This is a genomic window from Bacillus sp. LJBV19 (assembly GCF_017797845.1).
In the GTDB taxonomy this organism is placed as follows: domain Bacteria; phylum Bacillota; class Bacilli; order Bacillales; family Bacillaceae; genus Bacillus; species Bacillus velezensis.
Window position 1 is genome coordinate 1770905 of sequence record NZ_CP072563.1, and the last position, 26841, is coordinate 1797745.

The 26841-nt window shown below is 50.2% G+C and carries 2 protein-coding genes; both read left to right on the forward strand.

Annotated elements, in window-relative coordinates; all coding sequences use genetic code 11:
- The first annotated feature begins 6 nt into the window (after positions 1–6).
- Complete coding sequence (locus tag J6600_RS08690; protein WP_209388257.1) at positions 7–10542, forward strand: type I polyketide synthase; 10536 nt, start codon at positions 7–9, stop codon at positions 10540–10542.
- Positions 10532–26833, forward strand: coding sequence for a non-ribosomal peptide synthetase (locus J6600_RS08695; RefSeq protein WP_209388258.1), 16302 nt, complete (start codon positions 10532–10534; stop codon positions 26831–26833). The genes J6600_RS08690 and J6600_RS08695 overlap by 11 nt, the downstream gene beginning before the upstream one ends.
- Positions 26834–26841 lie beyond the last annotated feature (8 nt).

Here is a 26841-nt window from a genome sequence, read left to right on the forward strand (position 1 = left end):
GAAGGAATGATATCGGAAAAAATCAATATCTCACTGGATCATCCCATCATGAAGGGCCATATGGTCTTTGGTGAAGCGGTATTGCCCGGTCTTGCTTATATCGATTTGATTTATCAGGTTTTTCAGGAACACGGTTATGTATACAATGAGCTCGAATTGAAGCACGTTACGATTTATCAGCCTTTAACCGTCAGTGAAACGGCTGCAATCATTCTGACCATTCAATGTTCTGATAGCGGAGATGGAAAGTGGCTCATCTCCCTTTCAGGGCAGAAACAGCAAGGTGACGAGCTGTCAGACAATATACAATATGCGACGGCTGAAATGGTGAAAAGGGACGCTGTGACATTTGACGAAACCATTGATTTCGGCGATGTGAAGCAGTCAGGCAGATCTCTGAATCTTGATGACATGTATAACCGCTGCCTGGATCATGACTTGGTTCATTCCGGCATGATGAAATCGAACGGACGATTGTACGAAACAGAAGGCGGCATGCTGGCTGAGCTTTCTTGCGAAGAAGGAAAAGATTTCTTTTTATTCCATCCGGCCCTTTTGGATGCGAGCGGAATCGGGGCGAGCGGTTTGCTTTCTGAAACAAACCGGCTTCACCTGCCTTTATATTATGAATCGTTCACGGCCGCCGACAGGCTGCAATCAGAGTGCACGGCGCGTATCGCCGCTTCCGGCGTCCGTCAGGAAAAAGAACTCACAACGATGACGATCGAGTACTTCAGCCGATCCGGACAAAAGGTGGCGGAGCTTAAAAACATTACGGGAAAAGCGGTTCGGCTCGAAGAAGACGCGAATACAGCCGAACAGAATCAACAGGCTGCAGCTGAGCCGGAAAGCACAGATGAAAAAGACATCATTCTGTTTTTAAAGAAGCTTTTGGCTGATAAGCTTGGTCAGCCTTGGGAGACGCTGGACGTTCTTGCAGGCTACTATGAGCTTGGGCTGGATTCATCTTCTTTGCTTGAGATTGTACAGGATATCAGTAAAAAGACGGGTGCGGACCTCGCGCCCACTCTTCTCTTTGAATATACAAATATAAAAGAACTCGCAGCCTTTTTGAAAAAGACTGGTTCATTTGAATGTGCGGAACGTGCAGCCGAACCATCACGGTCTGAAGCTGAAGCACCGGACGCGCCAGAACATCATAAAAACACCGGAGACATCGCGATTATCGGAATGGCCGGCCGCTATCCGAAAGCGAAAAGTGTGGAGGAGTTTTGGGAAAACCTGAAGGCAGGCACGGATTGTATCACTGAAGTTCCGAAGTCCCGATGGGATTGGCAAACATATAAAAACGTAACGTCCCCGTCAGGAAAAACAGTATCAAAATGGGGCGGTTTCATTGACGATGCCGACTGCTTTGATCCGCAGTTTTTCAGAATCTCACCGCGTGAGGCGGAAACGATGGACCCGCAGGAGCGCCTGTTTTTAGAAACATGCTGGGAAACGATTGAAGATGCGGGGTATACGCCTGAAACGCTGGGAAATAAAGGGGAGAAACAGCATCCGATCGGCGTATTTGCAGGGGTGATGCATAAAGATTATTCCTTAATCGGCGCAGAACAATTATCTGAAACTGATCCTTTTCCGGTTTCACTGAATTATGCGCAGATCGCCAACAGAGTGTCCTATTATTGTGACTTCCACGGGCCGAGCATCGCGGTGGATACCGTTTGTTCCTCATCATTGACCGCCGTCCATCTGGCCATTGAAAGCATCCGCCGCGGCGAATGTGAAGCCGCGCTTGCGGGAGGGGTGAACTTGTCGCTGCACCCGGCGAAATATCTCAGCTACGGAAGCGTGGGCATGCACTCAAGTGACGGCCGCTGCCGTACATTCGGCGAGGGCGGGGACGGCTACGTTTCCGGAGAAGGAGTCGGTGCGGTATTGCTCAAGCCGCTGGAAAAAGCCGAACAAGACGGCGACCGCATTTACGCGGTCATTAAAGGAAGCGCCGTTAACCACGTAGGGAAAGTAAGCGGAATTACCGTCCCGAGTCCTGCTGCACAGGCAGAAGTCATTAAGGCCTGTCTGAAAAAAGCAGGTATCAGCCCGCGGACCGTCAGTTATGTGGAAGCCCATGGCACGGGTACCTCGTTAGGAGACCCGATTGAAATTGAAGGTCTGTCAAAAGCGTTCAGCCAAGGGACGCAGGATCAGCAATTTTGTTCCATCGGTTCGGTCAAATCAAATATCGGTCACGCAGAATCAGCGGCGGGGATCAGCGGGTTAACAAAAGCGGCGCTGCAGCTTCATCACAAAACGCTTGTCAAATCACTGCATTCTGCGGAATTAAATCCTTACCTGAAATTTGAGGGATCTCCTTTTTACGTACAGCAGCAGACTGCTCCGTGGAAGCAGCCGGCAGCCGAAGAGAACGGTAAAGTCACACATTATCCGCGCCGGGCCGGACTCAGTTCCTTCGGTGCATCAGGTTCGAATGCCCATATCATTTTAGAAGAATACATTCAGCCTGAACAAAAAGCGCCTGCACCTGAGAACGATGCAGCAAAACTCATCCCGCTGTCAGCAAGAAATAAAGACAGGCTTCTGGCCTATGCGGAAAAACTAGCCCGATCGCTTTCAGAAAAGACGGTGCTGTCTGAACTGGCTTATACTCTTCAGACAGGACGTGAAGCAATGGAGGAGAGAGCTGTCTTCCTTGTAAATGACACCCGCGACTTGAAAGAAAAGCTGAATGATTTCGTAAAAGGAAACGAAAACATCCCCGGTCTTTGGCGCGGACAAGCCGAGCTGCCGGAACTGAGCGAACCCGCTCCTGAGACGGATGATCCGATACGGCTTGCCGAGTTATGGGCAGAAGGGAAAACAGTAGATTGGAATAAGCTGTACGGTTCATATAAACCGCGTAAAACAAGCGTTCCGACTTATCCGTTTGCAAAAGAACGCTATTGGATTCCGCAGCAGAAAAAACAGGAGAAAAGCCCGTCAGGCACAGTGCTGCATCCGCTTTTACAAGAAAATACGTCAGATTTTTCGCAGCAGCGCTTCACGTCTCTTTTTACGGGAGATGAATTTTTCCTATCTGACCATGTCGTCAACGGACAAAAAATACTGCCGGGTGTCGCCTATTTGGAAATGGCCGCAGAGGCGGTCAAAAAGGCCGCTGCCGTGACGGAAAAAGGCCATAGCGTCACACTCAGACAGGTTGTTTGGGTCCGTCCGGTCATGATTGAAGATAAACCGAAAGAAATACATATTGTCCTTTACCCAGAAGATAATGGTGAGATTACCTATGAAATATACAGTGAGGCAGAAAACGGCGAGGAACCGGTTATTCACAGCCAGGGTGAAGCGGTCATTACCGAACAGGGCAGCGCCCAGATAGATATCGAGTCTGTCAAAGCTTCCTGCAATTTAGGAATCGTGACTGCGGAAGAATGTTACGGTGCTTTTGAGAAGATCGGTCTGGATTACGGAGAGGCATACAGGGGCGTACAGCAGTTGCTGCTTGGAGAAGACCGATTATTGGCCCGTATTTCACTCCCAGCTGCCGTACATGACAAAAAAGAACAGTATACGCTTCACCCGAGTATGATGGACGCCGCTTTTCACGCTTCCGTCGGTCTGCTTGTCCGCTCGATACATGACGATGCAGACAGCCACGAGCTTTCTTTGCCGTTTGCGATGCAGGAAGTGGAAGTGTTCAGACCGTGTCCTGAACATATCTGGTCATATATCCGGTACACAGAAGGAAGCAAAGCAGATGACAACGTAAGAAAATTTGACATTGATATGTGTGATGATGCCGGTACGGTTTATGTCCGGATGAAAGGCGCGTCCGTTCGGGCCCTTGACACAGGCCAAACAGCGGGCGGAGAAACCTCGGAGGCGCCTGTCGGCCATACGATGCTGATTCCGGCATGGGAGCCTGTTGCGCTTGAAAAAGCCGGGGAAGCAGCGGTGGATAGGCAGACGGCAGTATTCAGCGGAACGGATTCGAGACATACGCGCATAAAAGAACATCTGCCGAACGCTTCCTATTATCCGATCAGAAGCACGGATGATATCGCATCTCTTACGCACATGCTTGAAGGACAAAAAGAACTGGAGCAAATCATTTGGCTTGCTCCGCAGGCTGAGAGTGCTGACAGCCTCAAGGAACAGGAAAGGAACGTTCTTCATGTGTTCAAGCTGATGAAAGCATTACTTGCCTTAGGGTACGGAGAAAAACGTTTGGACTGGTGCATCGTCACAGCAAATGCCCAGCCGTTTTCGGATCAAGACAGCGCCGACCCGTCACAAGCCGCAGTCAGCGGACTTGCCGGAACAATGGCGAAAGAATATCCGCATTGGCATATCCGCATGATTGACACAGAAACGGACGGCAGCTGGCCGATCGAAGAGGCGCTCAGTCTTTCTGCCGGAAAAAACGGTCAAATTTGGGCGTACCGCAATCAGCAGCTGTTTGAGCGGCAGCTGATACCGCTTGACAATATGCCGAAGAACGGCACGCTGTACCAAACAGGCGGGGTTTATGCCGTGATCGGAGGCGCGGGGTATCTTGGCGAGGCATGGAGTGAATACATGATCCGCCGCTACAAAGCACGCATCATTTGGATCGGAAGAAGCACACTGAATGATTCCATACAGGCGAAACTCGACCGGCTCAGCGCATTCGGCCCGGCGCCTGAATATGTTTCCGCCGATGCCGCCGACAGTGCTTCCTTAGAGATGGCTTATCAGTTCATAAAAGAGCGCCACACAAAAATGAACGGAATCATCCACTCGGCAATGGATCTGTCTGAGCAAAGCTTAAATAATATGAAGACAGAAGAGTTCAAATCGGTGCTGCGGGCAAAAGCCGATGTAAGTGTGTCCATGGCGGAGGTATTTGGACGGGAGCCGCTTGACTTTGCGCTCTTCTTCTCCTCGCTTGTGGCATTTATCCATAATGTGAAACAAAGCCATTATGCCGCAGGATGCGCTTTCAGTGACGCATTTGCGAAAGAACTTGATCAGACATGGAATTGTCCGGTCAAAGTGATGAACTGGGGCTATTGGGGCAACAGCGAAGCGGCTGAAGACGGTGATTTTATTCAGCTGATGGATCAGATCGGATTGGGATTGATCGAACCGGACGCTGCAATGGAGGCGCTTGAAACCCTTATGACGCTGCCGATTGATCAGGCGGCCTTCATTCATACGACCAAACCGGTCGCAGTCGAAGGGATGAATGAAAGAGAAAAGATTTCCGTTTATCCGCCTCAGCCGCTTGTCTTTTCACAACAGCCGAAGGTCGCTCCGCCCGGCGCACGTCTTGTTAGAGAGGCTGACCATCAGGAGCTCGATGATTTTCTGTATCAGCTTTTGATCGCCCAGCTTAAAGAAGCAGACTTGCTGACGCCGCAAAGCCTTAAAGCGTATGAGCCCGAACACGAATACTTTAAAAAATGGCTCAATCAAACGATCGCTTTCCTTCTGGAACATGGCTATCTGGAAGGGAATGCGGATTCATATAAACTGTCGGCGCGAGCCGAAAACACAACCGCCTCGCTATGGCAAAAATGGGAGCGGGAAAAAGAGGAATGGCTCAATAACGCCGATACAAAAGCGATGACTGTTTTAGCCGAGACGATGCTTAAAGCACTGCCGGACATTCTGCGGGAAGAAGTGCCGGCGACAGACATCATGTTCCCGCACTCTTCAATGGAACTTGTTGAAGGAATTTATAAGCACAATCAAGTCGCGGATTACTTTAACAGCGCCCTGTCAGAGACATTAATGGCTTATGTGAAAGAAAACATCAGCAAACATTCAAAAGCCGAGATCCGCATCCTGGAAATCGGAGCGGGCACAGGCGGCACAAGCGCAGGCATATTTGAAAAGCTTAGGCCGTATCAAAACCATATAAAAGAATACTGTTACACCGATGTATCGAAAGCTTTTCTCGTGCATGCGGAGACGGAATACGGCAAACGGAATCCTTATCTGACGTATCAGCTTTTTAACGCAGAAGCGCCGCTTGCCGGCCAGGACATAGAGCCGGGCGCATACGACATCGTCGTTGCGGCCAATGTGCTCCACGCGACGAAAGACATCCGCCAGACGCTGAGAAACGCCAAAGCCGTTTTAAAAGACAACGGTTTGCTGCTCTTAAATGAAATGGCGGGAAACAGCCTGTTCCCGCATATTACTTTCGGACTGCTTGAAGGCTGGTGGCTGCATGAAGATTCCGCCCTTCGTATTCCGGGGTGCCCGGGCTTGTATCCGGAAAGCTGGAAGCGCGTGTTAGAAAGTGAAGGCTGGCATTCTGTCTTCTTCCCGGCAGAGGCGGCACATGAATTAAGCCATCAGATTATAGCGGCAACAAGCAACGGCATTGTTCGCCAAAAAACGCTTCAAGCAGGGGCCGGAAAACGGACCGCACCGCCAAAAGCAGCGCAAGCGCCGGAACTTCAGGCGCAAACAACGGTGCAAAAAGGCGACACGTCTTTAACAGAAAAAAGCACCGAGTACTTGAAAACGTTAATCGGAGAAACATTAAAAATTCCGCCGGCTCAAATTGATCCGAAAGCGCCGCTTGAAAAATACGGAATTGATTCTATCGTCGTCGTACAGCTGACAAACGCGTTACGAAATGTATTGGACCAAGTCAGCAGCACTTTATTTTTTGAATATCAGACGATTGAGGCGCTCGTCGCTCACTTAATCAAAACGAAAAAAGACGCGATGATCAAACTGACGGGACAAACGCCTGTTCAGGAAGAACGGAAGGCATCACCAGAACCGCAGGCTGTACAGCCGGCTAAGCCGCTTCGCACTGACTGGCGGCGGAGGGAAAAACGGGCAGCCAAAGAGACGGTCCGGCAAAGTTCGGTTCGCGACGTGGCCATCATCGGTGTTTCAGGACGCTACCCGCAGGCAAAAACAGCGGCTGAGCTTTGGGCTAATATTAAAAAAGGAAAAAACTGCATAGAAGAAATCCCGCGGGAACGCTGGAACTGGCAGGATTACTACGATGAAGAGAAAGGTAAAGAAGGCTCTATTTATACGAAATGGGGCGGCTTCATTGAGGATATGGACAAGTTTGATCCGCTGTTCTTTCAGATTTCTCCTTTGGAAGCAGAGCGAATGGACCCGCAGGAGCGATTATTTTTAGAAACGGCGTATGCGAGTATCGAGGATGCCGGCTATACGCCTGACAACCTGTGCCAAAGCAGAAAAATCGGTGTTTTTGCCGGCGCGATGAACAAAAACTACCCGACAGGCTACGGCTACTGGTCCATTGCCAACAGGGTATCTTACCTTTTTGATTTCCAAGGGCCGAGCATTGCCGTTGATACAGCCTGCTCTTCTTCTTTGACGGCCATTCATCTGGCGCTTGAGAGCATATACAGCGGTTCAAGCGAATGCGCGATTGCCGGGGGTGTAAACATAGTGACCGACCCGATCCATTATATGAATCTGTCAGTCATGAACATGCTTTCCGCAGGCGACACGTGCAAATCGTTCGGAGACCGAGCGGATGGTTTTGTCGACGGAGAAGGGGTAGGCGCGGTCGTGTTAAAGCCGTTAGACCGAGCGATTGCCGATAATGATCACATTTACGGTGTGATTAAAGGAAGCACCATTAACAGCGGAGGCAAAACGAACGGATACACCGTTCCGAATCCGAATGCGCAGGCCGCCTTAATAAAAGAAGCTTTCGAAAGGGCAAACGTTCCGGCGCGCACCGTCAGTTATATTGAAGCCCACGGTACGGGCACCGCATTAGGAGATCCGATTGAAATCGCCGGATTAACGAAAGCATTTGAAGAGGATACAACAGACAAACAGTTTTGCGCCATCGGCTCCGCAAAATCAAATATCGGTCATTGTGAAAGCGCCGCGGGCATTGCGGGTCTGACAAAAATACTATTCCAGCTCAAAGACCGCCAAATTGCGCCGTCCCTGCACGCGGAACAGCTGAATCCGAATATTGATTTCGCGTATACGCCGTTTGCCGTTCAGCAGGAGCTCGGTGAGTGGAAACGTCCCGTCATCGGCGGCAAAGAGCTTCCGAGAAGGGCGGGGTTAAGCAGCTTCGGCGCGGGAGGAGCAAACGCCCACCTCGTCATAGAAGAATATACGGCAGACAAAGAGCCTGATGAAACGCCGGCAGATCAGTCCGCCATCATCGTCCTGTCCGCGAAAAACAGCGAACGGCTCACTGAAAAAGCAAAACAGCTCAGAGACGCCATCCGTGAAAAAAGATACAGCGGCAGCGACCTTATGAGCATAGCCTTTACTCTCCAGACTGGCCGGGTGCCGATGGAAGAGCGTCTCGGTTTTATCGTCCATTCACTTCATGAACTTGAGGAAAAACTGAATGGATTTATCGCCGGACAAAACAGCGCCGGACTGCACCGTGACGGCACGGAAGAAAACAAACGGATGCTTGCCGTATTTTCGGCGGATGATGATATGGAAACAATCATAGACGCTTGGATCAGCAAACGGAAATATTCTAAGCTGCTTGAGCTTTGGGTAAAAGGATTGGACATCGATTGGGCGAAATTATACGGAGACCGTCCTCCGGCCCGCATCAGCCTGCCTGCTTATCCGTTTGCGAAAGAACGCTTCTGGCATCAGCAGCCTGTACAAAGCAAGGCCGCACCCGTTAACGCGCCGGCTGATGAAAGTGATCCGGCGGAACAATTTGAAGTAATGGCTTTTAGAGAAGTTCTTAAAGAACAGGCTCTGCCGGCTGCCGGAGCAAAGCAAGTCAAAACGGTGATTTCTTTCTTATCTGATCAGAAGAAGCAGCAGGAAGCCGTCTCTGTGGTCAAATCGTATGACAGTGACATTGACGTTATTTTTATCGCTCAGGGAGACCGGTATGAGGCTCTGTCCGCCGGCCGCTGCCAAGTGGTGCGGGAAGATCCGCAATCATATGTGAACGCTTTTGCGGATATTCAAAAAGAGTACGGTGAGGCTTCTGCCATTTTGTATTTATGGGCGCTTGAAGATAAAAGCTGCATCGAAGATTATTCATGTATCGTTCATATTCTTAAAGCAATGGCTGAGACCGGTCTGCAGCCGGAAAGGCTGTTATTGGCGGGGGAATATGCATCCGGTCTGGAAAGGTGCTACTTGGAATCATGGATCGGCTTTGAGCGTTCGCTCGGCATTGTTCTCCCGAAAACAAGTGTTACCGGCCACTTCAGAAAAGCCAGTGCGGCCATAACGGACTGGGTGAGAACGATTTGGGACGAGCTGAAAGCTGAAACAGACCATACCGTTTTCTTGGAAGAGGGAAAACGATATGTCTATCACACCGAACCAACCGGACTAACGAAAGAAAACGGCAGGATCAGAACCGGCGGAACATATCTCATTACCGGCGGATTAGGAGGGCTCGGCTACTTATTTGCCCGCCATCTCGCCCGGAACTACCAGGCAAATGTCATTCTCACGGGGCGGTCGCCGATCAATGAAGAAAAGAAAGAAAAAATGAAAGACCTGGAAAATCTCGGCGCGGGTGTTCTTTACGCCGAAGCCGATGTTTGTGATCCGATCGGAATGGGCGACTGCATCAAGCGCGCGAAAGAACGATTCGGAGCCATTCACGGCGTCATTCATGCGGCGGGCATCGAAAGCAGAACATCCGTCTTTGAAAATGAAATCGGGAATTTCCGCAGTACGCTTGAACCGAAAATAAACGGAAGCCTGCTTCTTGACGAGTGGCTGAAAAACGAAACGCCTGATTTCATCTGCTACTTTTCATCCACATCGGCTGTTTTAGGGGATTTCGGCTGCTGTGATTACGCGGTCGCGAACAGGTTCCAAATGGCGTATGCCCGCTATAAAAACGAACAATCCGAAAGCGGAAACGCTTTTGTCATAAACTGGCCGGTCTGGAAAAACGGCGGAATGGCCGTCGGCGGTGAAGAGACGACGGGCATGTACCTGAAATCAAGCGGTCAGCGCCTGTTAGAAACAGATGAAGGCATTGAGCTTTTTGAGCGCATCATTTCTCAAGACAACACCCAGTGCCTTGTCATTGCCGGCAAAAGAAGCCGTGCCGAACGATTTTTAGGCATACGGCGGGACGATTCATTAAAAACGGATGCGCTTTTGGAAACCGTGAGCCGCCGCATCCCGGAAGAAAGCGCGGAAAAACGGCTCGAAGCGGATTTGAAAGAGCTGATACACAGTCTGCTGAAAATATCCAAAGATAAACTCGTCCTGCATAAAAACTGGGCGGAATTCGGATTTGATTCCATCTATTTAGCCAAATTTGCCGCTCTTTTGTCGAGTCATTACGGCATTGAAGTCACTCCGGCGTTATTTTACAGCTATGCCACGCTCGGAGACGTCATCAGCTATTACCTGACAGAACATAAAGAAGCGATCGAAACGTTTTACCGAACGGAAGAAACCGAAACAGAAGCCGCCGCTCCGGATAACAAGGAGTATACGGATCAGGAGATCATCGCCATGATGAAACAGGTCTCTGAGGGGACATTAGATTTTAAAAGAGTGCAAGACATCATAGAAGGGAGTAAGACCTATGAATCATAAAGAACTTCTCGATGCCTACAGATCAGGAACGCTCACCATCGCTGAAGTAGAACAAAAGCTTCAGGCTTTCAAGCGGACAACTGCAAAACGTCCGCTTTCTGAAGGCCAGAAAGGTTTGTGGATGCTTCAGAAAATGTTTCCGGAGATGAGCGCATATAACATTCCGTTATGCTTTCGTTTTCAAAAGCTGGATGTCGAGACATTCAAAAACGCCCTTTTGTCCGTGCAGCGCCAGCACCCTATTTTGACCAGTGTGATAAAAGAGGAAAACGGCCTTCCGTATCAGATAGAAGATACGGATCGGCATTTTCCGATTGAAGAAATGGATCTTTCCGAATTAAGCGGGCGTGACGCTCTTTCGTTTATTAAAGAAAAAGCAAAAGAACCGTTCGCGCTTGAAACCGGGCCGCTCCTGCGTGTTCAAGTATTCCGGCGGGCGAAGCGGGAGCCGATTGTGTTAATTACCATTCACCATATCATTTTTGACGGCGTCTCTCTTATGACGTTTATGTCGGCGCTGCTGGACGCTTATGTAAAAGCAAGTGAAGGCAAAGAACCTGTCATGCTTCAGCAGGCCGCAGATTATCATGACTTTGTGAAATGGGAAAAAGAGCTGCTTGAAAGTGAGGCGGGAAAAACGCATCTGTCTTATTGGAAAAAGCAGCTGAAAGGACCGCTGCCGGTGCTTGAGCTTCCGTCGGATTATCCGAGATCATCGGTTCAAACTTGCAGGGGGCAGGCGTATCAGCGCTTGCTTCCTGATGAACTGAACCGGCAGATTAAAGTTTGTGCCCAAAAAAATAATGTCAATGAATCCGTTGTGTATCTCGCTATTTTCAAAGGACTGCTCTATCAATATACGAATCAGGAAGATGTCATCGTCGGCATGCCGACGATGGGGCGTTCTGAGGCTCAATTTGAGTCTGTCATCGGATACTTTATTAATATGATCGCGGTCAGAAGCAGGGAGACGGGCGCCAAATCTTTTACGTCGTTTTTGAAGGAGCTGCAGCTGACACTGGCAGAAGGGCTGGACCATGCCGCGTATCCGTTTCCCGCGCTTGTAAAAGAATTGAAGACGGAACGCTCGCCTGCGGTGTCGCCTGTTTTTCAGACCGCGTTTTTCTATCAAAACTTCTTCCGGACAGAAGGAGCGGAAAAGCTGGCGGAACTATATCAATCACTCGGCATTGAAATGATAGAAGACATTCATCAGGAAGGCGAATTTGAGCTTGCGCTTGAAGTCTATAAAAAAGAAACGGGAACCGTCCTGCAATTTCTGTACAACCCGGATGTCTACAGCCCTTCTTTCATCGAACGAATGGCGGAGCATTATATGAAACTGGCAGAAAAGGTGCTTTCTGATCCGGAGATCGCTTTTGAAGCATGTTCCGGCCTGCTTAATCAAAAACGTGAAGCAAGCCGTTCATCCCATCAGCCGAATGAGCGCTGCATTCATGAAGTGTTTGCGGAAAAAGCCGGACGCCACCCTGACAGAGAAGCCGTCACATTCGGTGAAAACAGTCTTACATATCGCGAATTAGATGAACGAAGCACGGCGCTCGCTGTGTACCTGCAAGAAAAGGGCGTCACACCGGAATGCCCGGTCGGCATTTGTACGGAGCGTTCTTTTGAGATGGTCATCGGCATCCTCGCCATTTTAAAAGCGGGAGGCGCGTATGTGCCGCTGGACCCGGCTTTTCCAAACGAACGGATGGCCCACGTGTTGACTGACAGCGGCGTGTCAATCGTATTAACGCAAGCAAAGACGCGCGGCATAATTGAACAGTTGGCCATCGGCGGTGTGAGCACGGTGGAAATTGAAAACAGCGGACGTTCTGTCAGCGGGGCACAACTGACGCCGCGTTCAAAACCGCATCATCTCGCTTATATTCTATATACGTCCGGAAGCACGGGAAAACCGAAAGGCGTCATGGTTGAGCACAGAGCCATCATGAATACGCTGCAGTTTTTGGAAGCTGAGTACCCGGTCGCTCAAGAGGATGCCTATTTGTTAAAAACGAATTACGTATTTGACGTTTCGATTTCTGAATTATTCGGCTGGTTTATCGGAAACGGACGGCTTGTCATTTTGCCGCCTGGTGCAGAAAAAAATCCGCAGCTTTGCATGGAATACATCCAAACCCACCAGGTCACGCATCTGAATTTTGCGCCCGCCGTGTTTAATGTATTTCTGGAAACGGTAAAGCGGCATACGGCATTTACAGAAGATGGCCCTGTGAAATATGTGATGGTGGCCGGTGAGGCGTTTCCGAAAGATTTAGTCAAAAAGTCAGTTTCCATCTTCAAACATGCCAGAATTGAAAACATATACGGCCCGACGGAAACATCCATTTATGCCGCTTACTACAGCTGCGGCCAAAAGGAAATCACAAGCAGGAATACGCCGATCGGGAAACCGATTCACAATACGCGGCTTTATATCGTCGATGAAAAGCTCAGCCCCGTCCCTGACGGTGTGGCCGGGGAGCTTTGCGTGGCCGGCGCCGGTCTGGCCAGAGGCTATTACAATCAGCCTGAGCTGACGGCGGCATCATTTATTGATAATCCGTTTAGTGAAGGAGAAAAACTTTACAAGACAGGTGATTTGGCCAGATGGCTGCCTGACGGAAATATAGAATATGCCGGCCGGATTGACAGTCAGGTGAAAATCCGCGGCTTCCGCATCGAATTGGGAGCGATTGAAACGAAATTGAGCGAACATCCGGATATCCTTGATCAGGCGGTAGTTGTTCAGGAAAAGAACGGACATAAAAAGCTGATTGCTTATTATACGGCCCGCTCCGGTCATACGGCAGATGAAAAAGCGCTCCGCAACCATCTTTTATCGAGTCTGCCGGATTATATGGCGCCTGCCCATTTTATCCGTCTGGATGCGCTGCCGTTAACACCGAGCGGAAAAGTGAACCGCAAAGACCTAAAACAGCGCAAGGTAATCGTTCACCGGTCTGAAAAGACAGGCAGACTGCCGTTATCAGAAGCGGAAGCGAAAGTGACCGCAATATGGGAAGACCTGCTGAATACGGCGGGCATCAAAACCGAAGACGGCTTTTTCGATGTGGGAGGCGACTCGCTTCTGGCTGTTGCAGCGGCAGAACGCATTAAACAGGAGCTGGAATGCGATTTTACCGTCACGGATTTATTCGAACACTCTACCATTCAGGCGATCAGCGGATTTATTGTTGAAACAAAACAGGCAGCTGAATCAGAGGTGTCCGGCCAAGATGAAAGAGAAAAAGAACATACACCGCAAAACGGGATGCCGTCTTACTTTGAAGACAGTGTGGCGATAGTGGGGATTTCCTGCCAGTTCCCCGGCGCGAACAATCATCATGAGTTTTGGAAGCAGTTAAGAGAAGGAAAGGAAAGCGTCCGTTTCTACTCGGAAGAAGAACTTCGGGAAGCCGGCGTGCCTGAGGATTTGATCGAAAATCCCGACTATGTGCCGGCATTATCGACGATAGAAGGAAAAGATCTCTTTGACCCTGAGTTCTTTCACATTTCTCCGAAAGACGCAGAATTTATGGATCCTCAGCTTCGGCTTCTGCTGCTTCATTCTTGGAAAGCCGTCGAGGACGCGGGATATGTATCGAAAGAGATTCCGAAGACAAGCGTATATATGTCGGCAAGCAATAATTCGTATCGGTCGCTTTTGCCGGAAAAAACGACAGAAGGCCATGATTCTCCCGACGGCTATGTGTCATGGGTGTTAGCACAGAGCGGTACGATTCCGACGATGGTTTCCCATAAGCTCGGATTAAAAGGGCCAAGCTATTTCGTTCATTCCAATTGCTCATCATCATTAGTCGGTCTTTATTCAGCCTACAAAAGCATAACGAGCGGAGAATCGGAATACGCGCTCGTCGGCGGAGCAACTCTGCATGCAGCGACCGGCATCGGCTATGTGCACCAAAACGGATTGAATTTTTCAAGCGACGGGCATGTCAAGGCATTTGACGCTTCAGCCGACGGTATGGCGGGCGGAGAAGGAGCGGCCGTCATTCTGCTGAAAAAGGCGTCACAAGCCGTTCAGGACGGAGATCACATATACGCCATGCTCAGAGGCATCGGTCTGAACAATGACGGAGCGGATAAAGTCGGTTTTTACGCACCGAGTGTAAAAGGCCAGACTGACGTCATCCAGCATGTTTTAGACAGCACGAATATTCACCCGGAGACGATTTCCTATATCGAAGCGCACGGCACAGGAACGACATTGGGTGATCCGATTGAAATGTCCGCGCTGCAGCAAGTGTATAAACGTTACACGGACCGGGAGCAGTATTGCGGGATCGGCTCCGTAAAAACGAATATCGGACATTTGGATACAGCAGCAGGTCTGGCCGGGTGCATCAAAGTCGCCATGAGTTTATATCACCGGGAGCTGGCGCCTACCATTAATTACACGTCACCGAATCCGAATATCAAATTCAGCGGTTCGCCGTTTTATGTGGCGGATAAGCGAAAACCGCTTCCGGAGAGAGAGACGCCGCACCGCGCAGCGTTAAGCTCATTCGGACTCGGAGGAACAAACGCACACGCCATTTTTGAACAGTACGAAAACAAAACGATCAGCGGATCAAAGGACGGACAGCCGCCTTTTATCGTTCCGCTGTCAGCGAGAAATAAGCAGCGTCTTACTGCCTATGCATCTTGTTTATCCGGCTTTCTGGATGAAGCCGAAAACGATGTTTCCTTGCATGATCTGGCATTTACGTATCAGACCGGACGTGAAGCGATGGAAGAGAGAGCCGTTTTTATCAGTCATGATCGTCACGATTTGAAGCGTCAGCTGCAGGATTTTATCAACGGCAATGACCAAAACATCTTACGGGGCGAAAAAGTGAGAAGCAGAGAAGTGTCAGCTCAGGAGATGGAAGAGCTTGCGTCATGTCAGACACGGGATGAAAAGCTGAAAGCACTCGCGGCGCTCTGGGTTGAAGGAGCGCGTGTTGATTGGGGCTTATTGTATCAGGATTCCGCGCCGCAAAGAATCAGTGCGCCGACCTACCCGTTCGCAGAGGAGCGCTTCTGGCCGGAGGAAACTGTGAAGCAAACAGATACCAAACTTTTGCATCCGCTGGTACATCAGAATACATCCGTCTTGCAGGAGCAGCGGTTCAGTTCGGAATTCACGGGAAAAGAGTATTTTATTGCCGAGCATATCATTAAAGGAATGGCGATCGTGCCGGCTGCCGTTACTCTTGAGATGGCACGGGCCGCGGCGGAGAAAAGCATCGGCGGGGCAACAGAGGAATCTCTGGGCCTGCGCTTAAAGAATATTGTATGGGTCCGCCCGGTGATAGCCGATCAGGACGCTGTCCGTGTCCATATCGGACTTTATGAAGAAGAGGACGGACAGATTCAATACAGAATGTACGGGGGTAACGATTCTATCGGTGAAGAAGCTCCTCTTTATAATCAGGGCATCGCTGAAATCATCCGGAAGGAACCGGAGGAAGCGGCGGATATTGAGCAGCTGAAGCGCCGGTGCACACAGGGAACAATCGAATCTCAAGCGTTTTACAAAGGAATGATCGGTGCTGATTACGGGCCCGGATACAAAGGGGTGCAGCTTGTATACAAAGGCGAAGACCGGCTGCTTGCTAAATTGAAGCTTCCTGAATCCGTCTCTCATACAAAAGCTGATTATATCCTTCATCCGAGTATGATGGACGGTGCGCTTCAGGCCGCCGAATATTTGCAAAACGTGACGAGAGCGCTGCTTACAGAAAGCGGGGAACCATTCAAAGCCGCATTGCCGTTTGCTTTAGAGGAGCTGGACGTTCTGAATCCGTGCGCTGATGATATGTGGGTGCACGTCACATTCAGTGCGAACAATAAAGCCGGCGATCCTATCCAAAAAGCCGATATTGATCTATATGACAATAACGGCGGGCTTTGTGTGCGGATGAGAGGTTTCTCAACGCGGATCATGGAAGAAAACGCGGGTGCCGGCATTTCGGTCAGCCGTACGGACACATTGCTCGCTGAACCGGTCTGGAAAGAGCAGCCGGAACCGGCGGCCCACGAGCCTTCGTATGAAGAGCATATCATTTTCCTTTGTGAGTACGATGAAGCTGTAAAACAGGCCGTGGAAGCAAAGCTTGAACATGCAAGCGTCATTATCTTGGACGCTCGTCCCGCATCTATTGCAGAGCGGTATCATTCTTATGCGGGCCAGCTGTTTGACCATATCAAAACCATAATGAAAAGCAAGCCGAAGGGCCGCGTTCTATTTCAGGCTGTTACGCGGTCAGCAGGCTTACAGCAGGTGTTCTCAGGCATTAGCGGCCTCTTCAAAACCGCATGCCTTGAACATTCCAAGCTGATCTGTCAAATGATCGAAGCCGAGGAGGAAGAAAGTGCTGAAGGCATAGCGGAAAAAGCGTCCGAAAACCGTATGCATGCCGAAAGCGTCCATGTGAAATATGAAAACGGCAAGCGCTTTGCCGCTGATTGGGGAGAAATGGATATACCTCAAGCGGAGCCGGATATTCCATGGAAAGACGAAGGCGTTTATCTCATTACAGGAGGTGCGGGAGGTTTAGGCCTGATTTTTGCAAAAGAGATCGCAAACCGTACAAAAGACCCCGTCATCATACTAACCGGCCGGTCCGCTCTCAGAGAAAAGCAGAAAGACATGCTGGAAACAGTACGTGCTGCCGGCGCTTCTGTTTTCTACGAGCAGACCGATGTCACGGACGAAGCAGAAGTATACCGATTGATCCGCAATATACGCAAACGGCACGGCAAGCTGGACGGGATTGTTCACAGTGCCGGCATTATAAAAGACAACTACATGGTGAAGAAGACGGCAGAGGAATACCAACACGTTCTCGCTCCGAAAGTGAAGGGCCTTGTGTATCTTGATGAAGCGTCACAACATGAGAAATTAGATGTCTTTATTGTCTTTTCATCCTTATCAGGTGTGCTTGGAAGCGTCGGCCAGGCTGATTATGCGTCTGCAAATGTCTTTATGGAGATGTATGCCGAGTACCGCCGTTCTTTACAAGCCGCAGGACAAAGATACGGAAAGACGCTTTCTGTCAGCTGGCCGTTATGGAAAGAAGGCGGAATGCAGGCAGGAAAGCAGACGGAAGATATGCTGATGCAGGAGGCGGGAATCGCACCGCTCGGCACAGATGCCGGCATCAAGGCTTTATATCAAGGCTTGATGAGCGGGACAGCCCGGATGACGGTTCTTGAAGGAGATGTGAAACACATGATAGCAAAACTGTTCCGCAAAGAGAATGATCATCCGGAAACAGAGACCGGCGTACGTCATGACATTGATGCTGACAGCCTGCTTGAAAAAGTGAAGCATCTGTTAAAACAGCAGACGGCCTCACTGTTAAAAGTAAACATTGACAAAATTGATCCTCATGAAGAAATGACAAAATACGGGCTGGATTCTATCTCGATGACTGAGTTTACGAACCAGTTAAACAAAACGTACCGGCTTACATTAACGCCGACGATTTTCTTTGATCATCCGACAATCCATGAATTTGCCGTTCATTTAATCAGTGAATACGAAGAGGAATTTGCCGGACGGTTTGCGGTAAATACAAAAACGGTTCAATCGGCAAGACCGGTAAAAGAGACTCAAATCACGCGCCCGGCCGTTAAGCGACGCCGCACTCTGCCTGAGACACTTCCGCAGACAGTGCAGCGGGACCAAGGGCCGGAACCGATCGCAATCGTAGGCATCAGCGGGATTTTCCCGATGGCAGAAGACATTGAAGCTTACTGGCAGAACCTGAAAGAAGGCAAAGACTGCATGACCGAGATTCCGAAAGACCGCTGGGACTGGCGGGACTATTACGGGGATCCCGCAAAAGAAGCCAATAAAACAAACGTCAACCAAGGCGGGTTTATTGACGGAATTGCTGAATTTGATCCATTGTTTTTCGGGATTTCACCGCGGGAAGCGGAGCAAATGGACCCTCAGCAGCGACTCTTGCTGACGCACGCGTGGAAAGCGATTGAAGATGCCGGATATGCGTCAAAGAGTCTCTCGGGCACAAAAACAGGTGTGTTTATCGGGACCGGAAATACCGGCTACGGTTCTCTTTTAGCCAATGCCGATGCGGAGATTGAAGGGTCATCCGCGGCGAATACAAGTCCGTCTGTCGGACCGAACCGTGTCAGCTATACGCTCAATCTGCACGGGCCGAGCGAACCGATTGATACCGCCTGCTCAAGCTCGCTCGTTGCCATACACCATGCCGTTTCTTCAATTGAAGAAGGGACGTGCGACATGGCTTTGGCGGGAGGAATCAATACGATTGTTCTTCCGGATGTGTATATCAGTTTTGATAAAGCGGGCGCGCTGAGTAAAGAAGGAAGATGCAAAACGTTCTCTGATCAGGCTGACGGTTTTGCCCATGGTGAAGGAGCCGGTCTCTTTTTCCTCAAAAAGCTGAAAGCCGCTGAGGCGGATGGGGACCACATTTACGGCGTCATTAAAGGAAGCGCGGTGAATCACGGCGGCCGCGCGGCATCTTTAACAACGCCTAACCCGAAACAACAGGCGGAAGTCATTAAAGCCGCATACAAAAAAGCGGGCATTGATCCGAAAACAGTCTCTTATATCGAAGCGCACGGCACCGGAACAGAACTGGGAGATCCCGTTGAAATTAACGGCCTGAAACAAGCGTTCAGCTCGTTTGCAGACGGAAAAGAGAAAACGGCCGGCTATTGCGGCTTAGGGTCGGTCAAAACGAATATCGGCCATTTATCCCTTGCCGCGGGAGCAGCGGGCATTATTAAAATTTTGCTGCAGATGAAGCATCGGACACTAGTAAAAAGTCTCCACTGTGAGACGGTAAATCCGTACATTCAGCTTGAAGACAGCCCGTTTTATCTGGTGCGGGAGACGATGGAATGGAAGACGCAGACGGACGAACGCGGAAACGAACAGCCGCGCCGCGCGGGCATCAGCTCATTCGGCATCGGAGGCGTAAATGCCCACGTCGTCATCGAAGAATACATTCCAGAAGACAGAGAGGAAGCAGATGATTCTCAAATCGATCCATGTCTTTTCGTTCTGTCCGCCAAAAATGAAAAACGCCTGAAAGAACAGGCAAAACAGCTGAAACGTGCGCTTACTGAAAAACGGTACGATCAATCCTCCCTCGTTTCTATGGCATATACCCTCCAAATCGGAAGGGACGCCATGGAAGAACGCCTGGCGGTTATTGCCGGATCCGCAGAAGAACTGCAGGAAAAACTGTCACAGTTTATCACTGGAGATAAGCACGCGGACTTGTACAGAGGAAGAATAGACAAAGGCACGCTGCAAATGCTGACGGAAGATGAAGAAATTCAAGAAGCCGTTGAAAAATGGATGGCCCGCGGCAAATACGCGAAGCTGCTTGAATTGTGGGTCAAAGGGCTGAACGTCGATTGGGCGAAGCTGTATGGAGACCGGCCGCCTAAACGCATGAGCCTGCCGTCGTATCCTTTTGCAAAAGACCGCTATTGGGCGGCGAAACATACCGGAAAACACGAAAAAACAAGCACTATATCTGCCGGAAAACAAGACGCGCTTCATCCGCTTCTGCACAGAAATACTTCAAACCTTGCAGAACAGCGGTTCAGTTCAATCTATACAGGAGAAGAATTTTACCTTGCGGACCATGTTGTAAAAGGCGTGCCGATTTTACCGGGAGTGGCACATCTTGAAATGGCGCGCGCAGCAATGGAACAGGCATCTGAAGTTCCGGCCGGACAAGGAAGCGTCAAGCTTAAGAATACGGTTTGGGTGCGGCCGATCACCATTGAAGACGAGCCGGTTCATGTCAACATCCGTCTCATTCCTGAAACGGCAAATGACGTTCAATTCGACATTTACAGCGGCCGGGACACAGATCAGCCGTCCGTTTACAGCCAAGGGGCAGTATCAGTCCGCCCTGACGCCGAGGCTCCGGTCATTGATCTCCAAAAGCTGAGATCACAATCCGCCGAGACACCGTTTTCTGCAGATGAAGTGTACGATATGTACCGCAAAATCGGTTTTGATTACGGCCCGGCTTTCCGGGGTGTCAAAGCGATTTATACAGGTGATGATTTCGTATTGGGCAGACTGTCACTTGATGCGGCTTGTGCGGACACGGTACAGGAGTATGTCATGCATCCGGGCTTAATGGACTCTGCATTGCAGGCATCAAGCATATTAACCGGAACAAATGATGAAAAACTGATGCTTCCGTTTGCGGTTCAGGAGCTTGAAGTATTCAGCGCATGCGCTGCCGAGATGTGGGTTTACGCCAGACTTTCTGAAGACCACAAAGCCGGCCAGATTGAAAAACGCGATCTTGATATTTGTGATGAAAACGGCAAGGTTTGCGTAAGGCTGAAAGGTTTGTCATTCAGAACGGCTGAAAAAGAACCTGAGAAAAAAGAAAAAGCTCCGAGAACGCTCATGCTTGAGCCGGTATGGACCCGAAGCGATGAAACCGCCGTTCAAACGGAACCGGTTTTTGCCCGGCATATCGTGATGCTTTGTGACACAGACGCCGGATTGAAACAAGCCGTTGAAGCCGCGGGAGCTGAATGTATTGAAATGACCTCCCAGCATGGGAAAGCGGCGGCGCGCTTCCGTGATTATACAGGACGGATATTGGAGACGCTGCAAAAACTGCTGAAGGAAGAGACGGATGGAGACGTCCTCATCCAGACGGTTCTCTCTAAAACAGATAAGCATCAGCTGCTCTCAGGGATTTCAGCTCTGTTAAAAACAGCCGGCCTGGAACATAAAAAACTGAAAACCCAGCTGATTGAAATAGAACCGGCGGAAAACGGAAAAATCACAGACATCATCAGAGAAAATAAAACACGGGCTGATGACAGCCATATCAAATATGAAAACGGCATCCGATACAGCGCAGATGTCAAAGAAACGGCTGTGTCCGGCGGCAAAATACGCATTCCGTGGAACGACGGAGGCATTTATCTCATTACCGGAGGAGCCGGGGGCTTAGGCTTTATTTTCGCGAAAGAAATCGCCCGCAAAGTCAAAGAGCCGACACTGGTTTTGACAGGCCGTTCCGCTTTAAGCGAGAATCAGCGGATGCAGCTGCAATCGCTTGAATCACTCGGAGCAAAAGCGGAATACAAGCAGGCTGACGTAACAAACGCTCAAACTGCGGCAGACCTGGTCAAAACAATTGAGACGGAATATGGCGGCCTTCACGGCATCATTCATAGCGCGGGTGTGATGAAAGATCAGTATATCGCAAAGAAAACAACCGAAGAGTTTTACAGTGTATTGGCTCCTAAAACGGACGGATTTGTCAACCTTGATGAAGCAACCGAGCATTTAGCGCTGGACTTTTTCATTGTTTTCTCATCCATTTCCAGCGTCACCGGGAATGCGGGACAGGCGGATTATGCGGCGGCAAACGCATTTATGGACAGCTATGCGGCATACCGCAACGCGCTGGTTACGGCAATGTACCGCCACGGACATACATTGTCGGTCAATTGGCCGCTTTGGAAAGACGGCGGAATGCAAGTCAATGAAGAAATGGCGAAGCTCACCGAAAAAAGAACCGGCGTAACGCCGATGCGCACTGAAACCGGAATAGAAGCTCTTTACAAAGCATGGAGCACGGGGAAAACAAGCGTGCTCGTCATGGAAGGAAACCGCGCCGTAATGCGGGAAAAGCTGCTTCAAAAGACTCCTGCAGCCGCTTTTGCACCGGTTAAGAAAACGGATGAAACGCCTGCGCCGAAAGACCTGACGGCAAAACTTCAGGAATTGCTGGCAAAAGAGGTTTCCGGGCTTCTGAAAATAAACATTGAAGAAATCGATATCGAATTGGAGTTTAATCAATACGGATTTGATTCCATTACGCTGACGGAATTCGCCAACAAGCTGAATGACACTTATCAGCTTGATCTGACACCGACCGTATTTTTTGAATATGCGACGATTCAAGCCCTGGCGCATCATTTAGCAGAAGACTATCAAACACAATTTGCCGGCAGCACACAGCCGAAAGAAGAAAAACAAAGCGGCGTAACTGATGATGGCGGCATCAGACTGGCAGGGAACAAACGATTTGCAAAAACTGCCGTACAGCCTGTTCAGACTGCGGCTGAACATAAACCGGAACGGATCGCTATTGTCGGCATGAGCGGAGTGTTTCCGAAGGCCGCAAATATTGATGAGTATTGGCGCAACTTAGAAGAGGGAAAAGATTGTATAACAGAGGTTCCGGCGGATCGCTGGGACTGGCGTGAGTATTACGGTGACCCGCTTAATGAAGCCAACAAAACAAATGTAAAGTGGGGCGGATTTATTGACGGAGTTGCGGATTTTGATCCGCTGTTCTTCGGAATTTCACCGCTGGAAGCCGAACAGATGGATCCCCAGCAGCGCTTGTTAATGATGTATGCGTGGAAAGCGATAGAAGATGCGGGATATTCCGCTAAAAGCCTTTCCGGCACGAAAACAGGCCTGTATATCGGCACGGGGAATACCGGATACGGCTCACTGTTTTCCGACCTGGATATCGGCGGTGCGTCAGCCGCAAATATGAGTCCGTCAGCGGGGCCGAACCGCGTCAGCTATATGCTTAATCTGCACGGGCCGAGTGAACCGATCGACACGGCTTGTTCCAGCTCGCTGGTCGCGATTCATCACGCCGTATGCGCCATTGAAAACGGGAACTGCGATATGGCGATCGCCGGCGGCGTGAATACCGTCGTCACACCGCAAGGCCACATCGCTTATGACAAAGCGGGTGCGCTGAGCAAAGAAGGGAAATGTAAAACATTCTCCGACAGGGCGGACGGATTTGCCGTCAGTGAAGGTGCCGGAATTCTGTTTTTGAAAAAGCTGTCAGAAGCGGAAAAAGCAGGCGATCATATCTACGGTGTCATCAAAGGCAGCGCGGTCAACCACGGCGGACGCGCGAACTCCTTGACGACACCGAACCCGAAAGCCCAGGCGGAAGTCGTCAGAACGGCTTATGACAAAGCAGGCATTGATCCGAGAACAGTCACTTATATAGAAGCGCACGGAACCGGAACGGAGCTTGGCGATCCGGTCGAAATCAACGGCCTGAAATCCGCCTTTCAAAAGCTGTACGAAAAAACAGGCGATTCCGCCGTTTACGCGAGTCACTGCGGTCTGGGATCGGCTAAAACCAATATCGGCCACCTGTCACTGGCAGCCGGTGTCGCGGGTGTGATCAAAGTGCTGATGCAGATGAAGCATAAAACACTTGCAAAAAGCCTCCACAGCGAGGTCATCAACCCGTATATCAAGCTGAAAGACAGTCCGTTTTACATCGTACAGGAAAAAAGAGAATGGACGGCATTGAAAGACGAAAACGGGAATCATCTGCCGCGCCGTGCGGGAATCAGTTCTTTCGGCATCGGCGGCGTAAACGCCCATGTCGTCATTGAAGAATATATCCCGAAGGAAGAAAGAAAAACAGCTGTTTTCACACACCCTCAAATCTTTGTGCTGTCGGCCAAAGAAGAAGAGCGTCTGCAGGAACAGGCGCAGCAGCTGGCGCAAGCTTCTTTTACGGATGCGGATCTTGCGGATGTTGCTTACACGCTTCAGCAGGGACGTGATGCGATGGAAGAAAGAGCGGCCATTATCGCTTCCTCGGCCGAAGAACTGCGGGACAAGCTAAAGAGCTGTGCGAAAGGACGTTATGATATAGCGGGCATTTATAAAGGAAAAGCGGGTAAAACCTCCCTGAAATCCATTCTGGCAGGCGCAAACGGCGAAGCGGATATCGAAGAGCTGATAAGCCGCCGAGAAAATGTCAAGCTTGCGGAATTATGGGTGCAGGGCGCGGATATCAAATGGGACGGCTTATATTCAGATATCAAGCCCCAACGGATGAGTCTTCCTGCTTACCCGTTTGCGAAAGAGCGGTACTGGATCACGGACAATCGGCCGAAAGCAGAGAAACCGCAAGCTGTGCCGACGTCGCGGGTGCTGCACCCGCTGCTTCACGAAAATGTATCAGATTTAACAGAGCAGCGGTACCGATCCGAATTTACGGGACAAGAGACGATTTTCACCGATCATCTTATTAAAGGCAAGCCGGTTATGCCGGGCGTCGCCTACTTGGAAATGGCTAGGGCGGCGGTTGCTCAGGCAGTCAAAGGGCAAAAGGAACGTCCGTCTGTCACCCGCCTGAAAAACATCGTTTGGGTTCGGCCGATCGAAGCGGGAAACCGCCCGATTGAAGCGCAAATCAGCCTGAACCCGAGGGAAAACGGTGAAATCGTGTATGACATTTACACGGATTCACAAACAGAAGCAAGCGGCAGGCAGATACACTGTCAGGGTGCTGCCGGCATTCTCAGCGCCGGGGAGGCTCCGCACCGTGATATAGGCGCACTGAAAGCTCAATGCGGCCTCAGTATACTGACTTCTGAACAGTGTTACGGCTTATTCAGCAAAATCGGCATTGACTACGGTCCCGGACAACAAGGAATTCAGCACATTCATATCGGAAGCAATCAAGCATTAGCTGAGCTCCGGCTGCCTTCCTTTCTCGAAGAAACGGCAGATCAATACGTTCTTCACCCGTGTATGCTTGATTCAGCTTTGCAAGCGACAATCGGTCTGAAGCTGCACGCAGATGATAACCAGCTGTCACTGCCGTTCGCCCTTGAAGAACTGGACATTTTCAGTCCGTGCACGACAAGCATGTGGGCGTACGTCAGCTCCCGGGGAACGGATGAAAAAATACAGCGTATGGACATTGACTTATGCGATGAGACCGGCCGGGTCTGTGTCAGAATTAAAGGGATTTCTTCCAGAATGATGGAAGGCCCCGCGCCGGAAACATCATTAAATGGAGCAAACCTTCTGGCTCCGGTGTGGGATCTCGCGGAATTCCGTGATCAAAGCCCGGCATATAAGACGGAAGAGGTTGTCTTTATCGCGGGGGATGAGGAAAGCGCGGCTTTTCAATTGCATCATCCTTCTGCGAAACGGCTTCATATCAACCCGGAGGATGAAATAGAGGCTGTTGCGGCTGAACTGAAAGCAACAGGGTCTTTCGGGCATATCGTATGGATCGCTCCTTTTCACAGCGCTGATGACATGGTAAAAGCTCAGGATGCGGGCGTCATCCAGATGTACAGAGTGATTAAGGCCATGCTTGCTTTAGGATATGGAGGAAAGCGAATCAGCTTGACTGCAGTCACAATAAAAACACAGTCCGTACAGCCGGCGGACATTATTGATCCGGCTCATGCAGGCATTCACGGTTTGGTCGGCTCGCTCGCAAAAGAGTATCCGAACTGGCAAACAAGGCTGATTGATGCCGGATGTCCGGAAGATGTTTCAAAGGCGGAGCTGTTCTCAGCGCCGTTTGATGAGCAAGGCAATACATGGGCGTACCGGAACAATCACTGGTACAAACAGCGCCTTATTCCTGTACAGCAGCCGGTGTCAAGCCGGCCCGCTTACCAACAAGGCGGCGTTTATGTCGTCATCGGCGGCGCGGGGGGCATCGGCGAGGCATGGAGCGAATATGCCGTGAAAACATATCAGGCGCGAGTCGTTTGGATCGGCAGACGAAAACATAACAGCGCCATCCAGGAAAAAATCGACAGACTCAGCCAATTCGGCCCGGCGCCGATTTATATTGAAGCTGACGCGGCAAATCCGAATGAGCTCACACGGGCGTATGAAACGATCAAACGCACGCACCCGCAAATTAACGGAATCATCCATTCCGCAATTGTTTTAGAGGATCAGAGCCTGAAAAATATGCCGGAAAGCCGTTTTAAAAGCGTGCTCGCTGCAAAAGTCAATGTCAGCGTGAATATGGCCCGCGTGTTCCAAAATGAGCCGCTGGACTTTGCTTTGTTCTTCTCATCTGTTCAATCATTTGCACGAGCGGCCGGACAAAGCAATTATGCTGCCGGATGCAGTTTCAAAGATGCCTTTGCCGCTCATTTGGCTCAAGTTCGGCCGTATTCGGCGGCAGTGATGAATTGGAGCTACTGGGGCAGTGTCGGAATCGTATCATCTGCCGAATATCAAGAACGGATGAAACAGGCGGGAGTCGGATCAATTGAAGCGCCGGAAGCAATGGCGGCGCTTGAACGATTGCTCGGCGGCCCGTTGAATCAGTTCGTCATGATGAAACAGGCGGAAGAGCCGGAGGAAAAACCGGAAGAAATGATAGAAGTATACCCTGAACATCACGGCTCGGCGATGCAAAAACTGCGAAGCTATCAGCCTAAAGTAACAAGACATGTACAACAATTGAGTTAAGGAGGGGA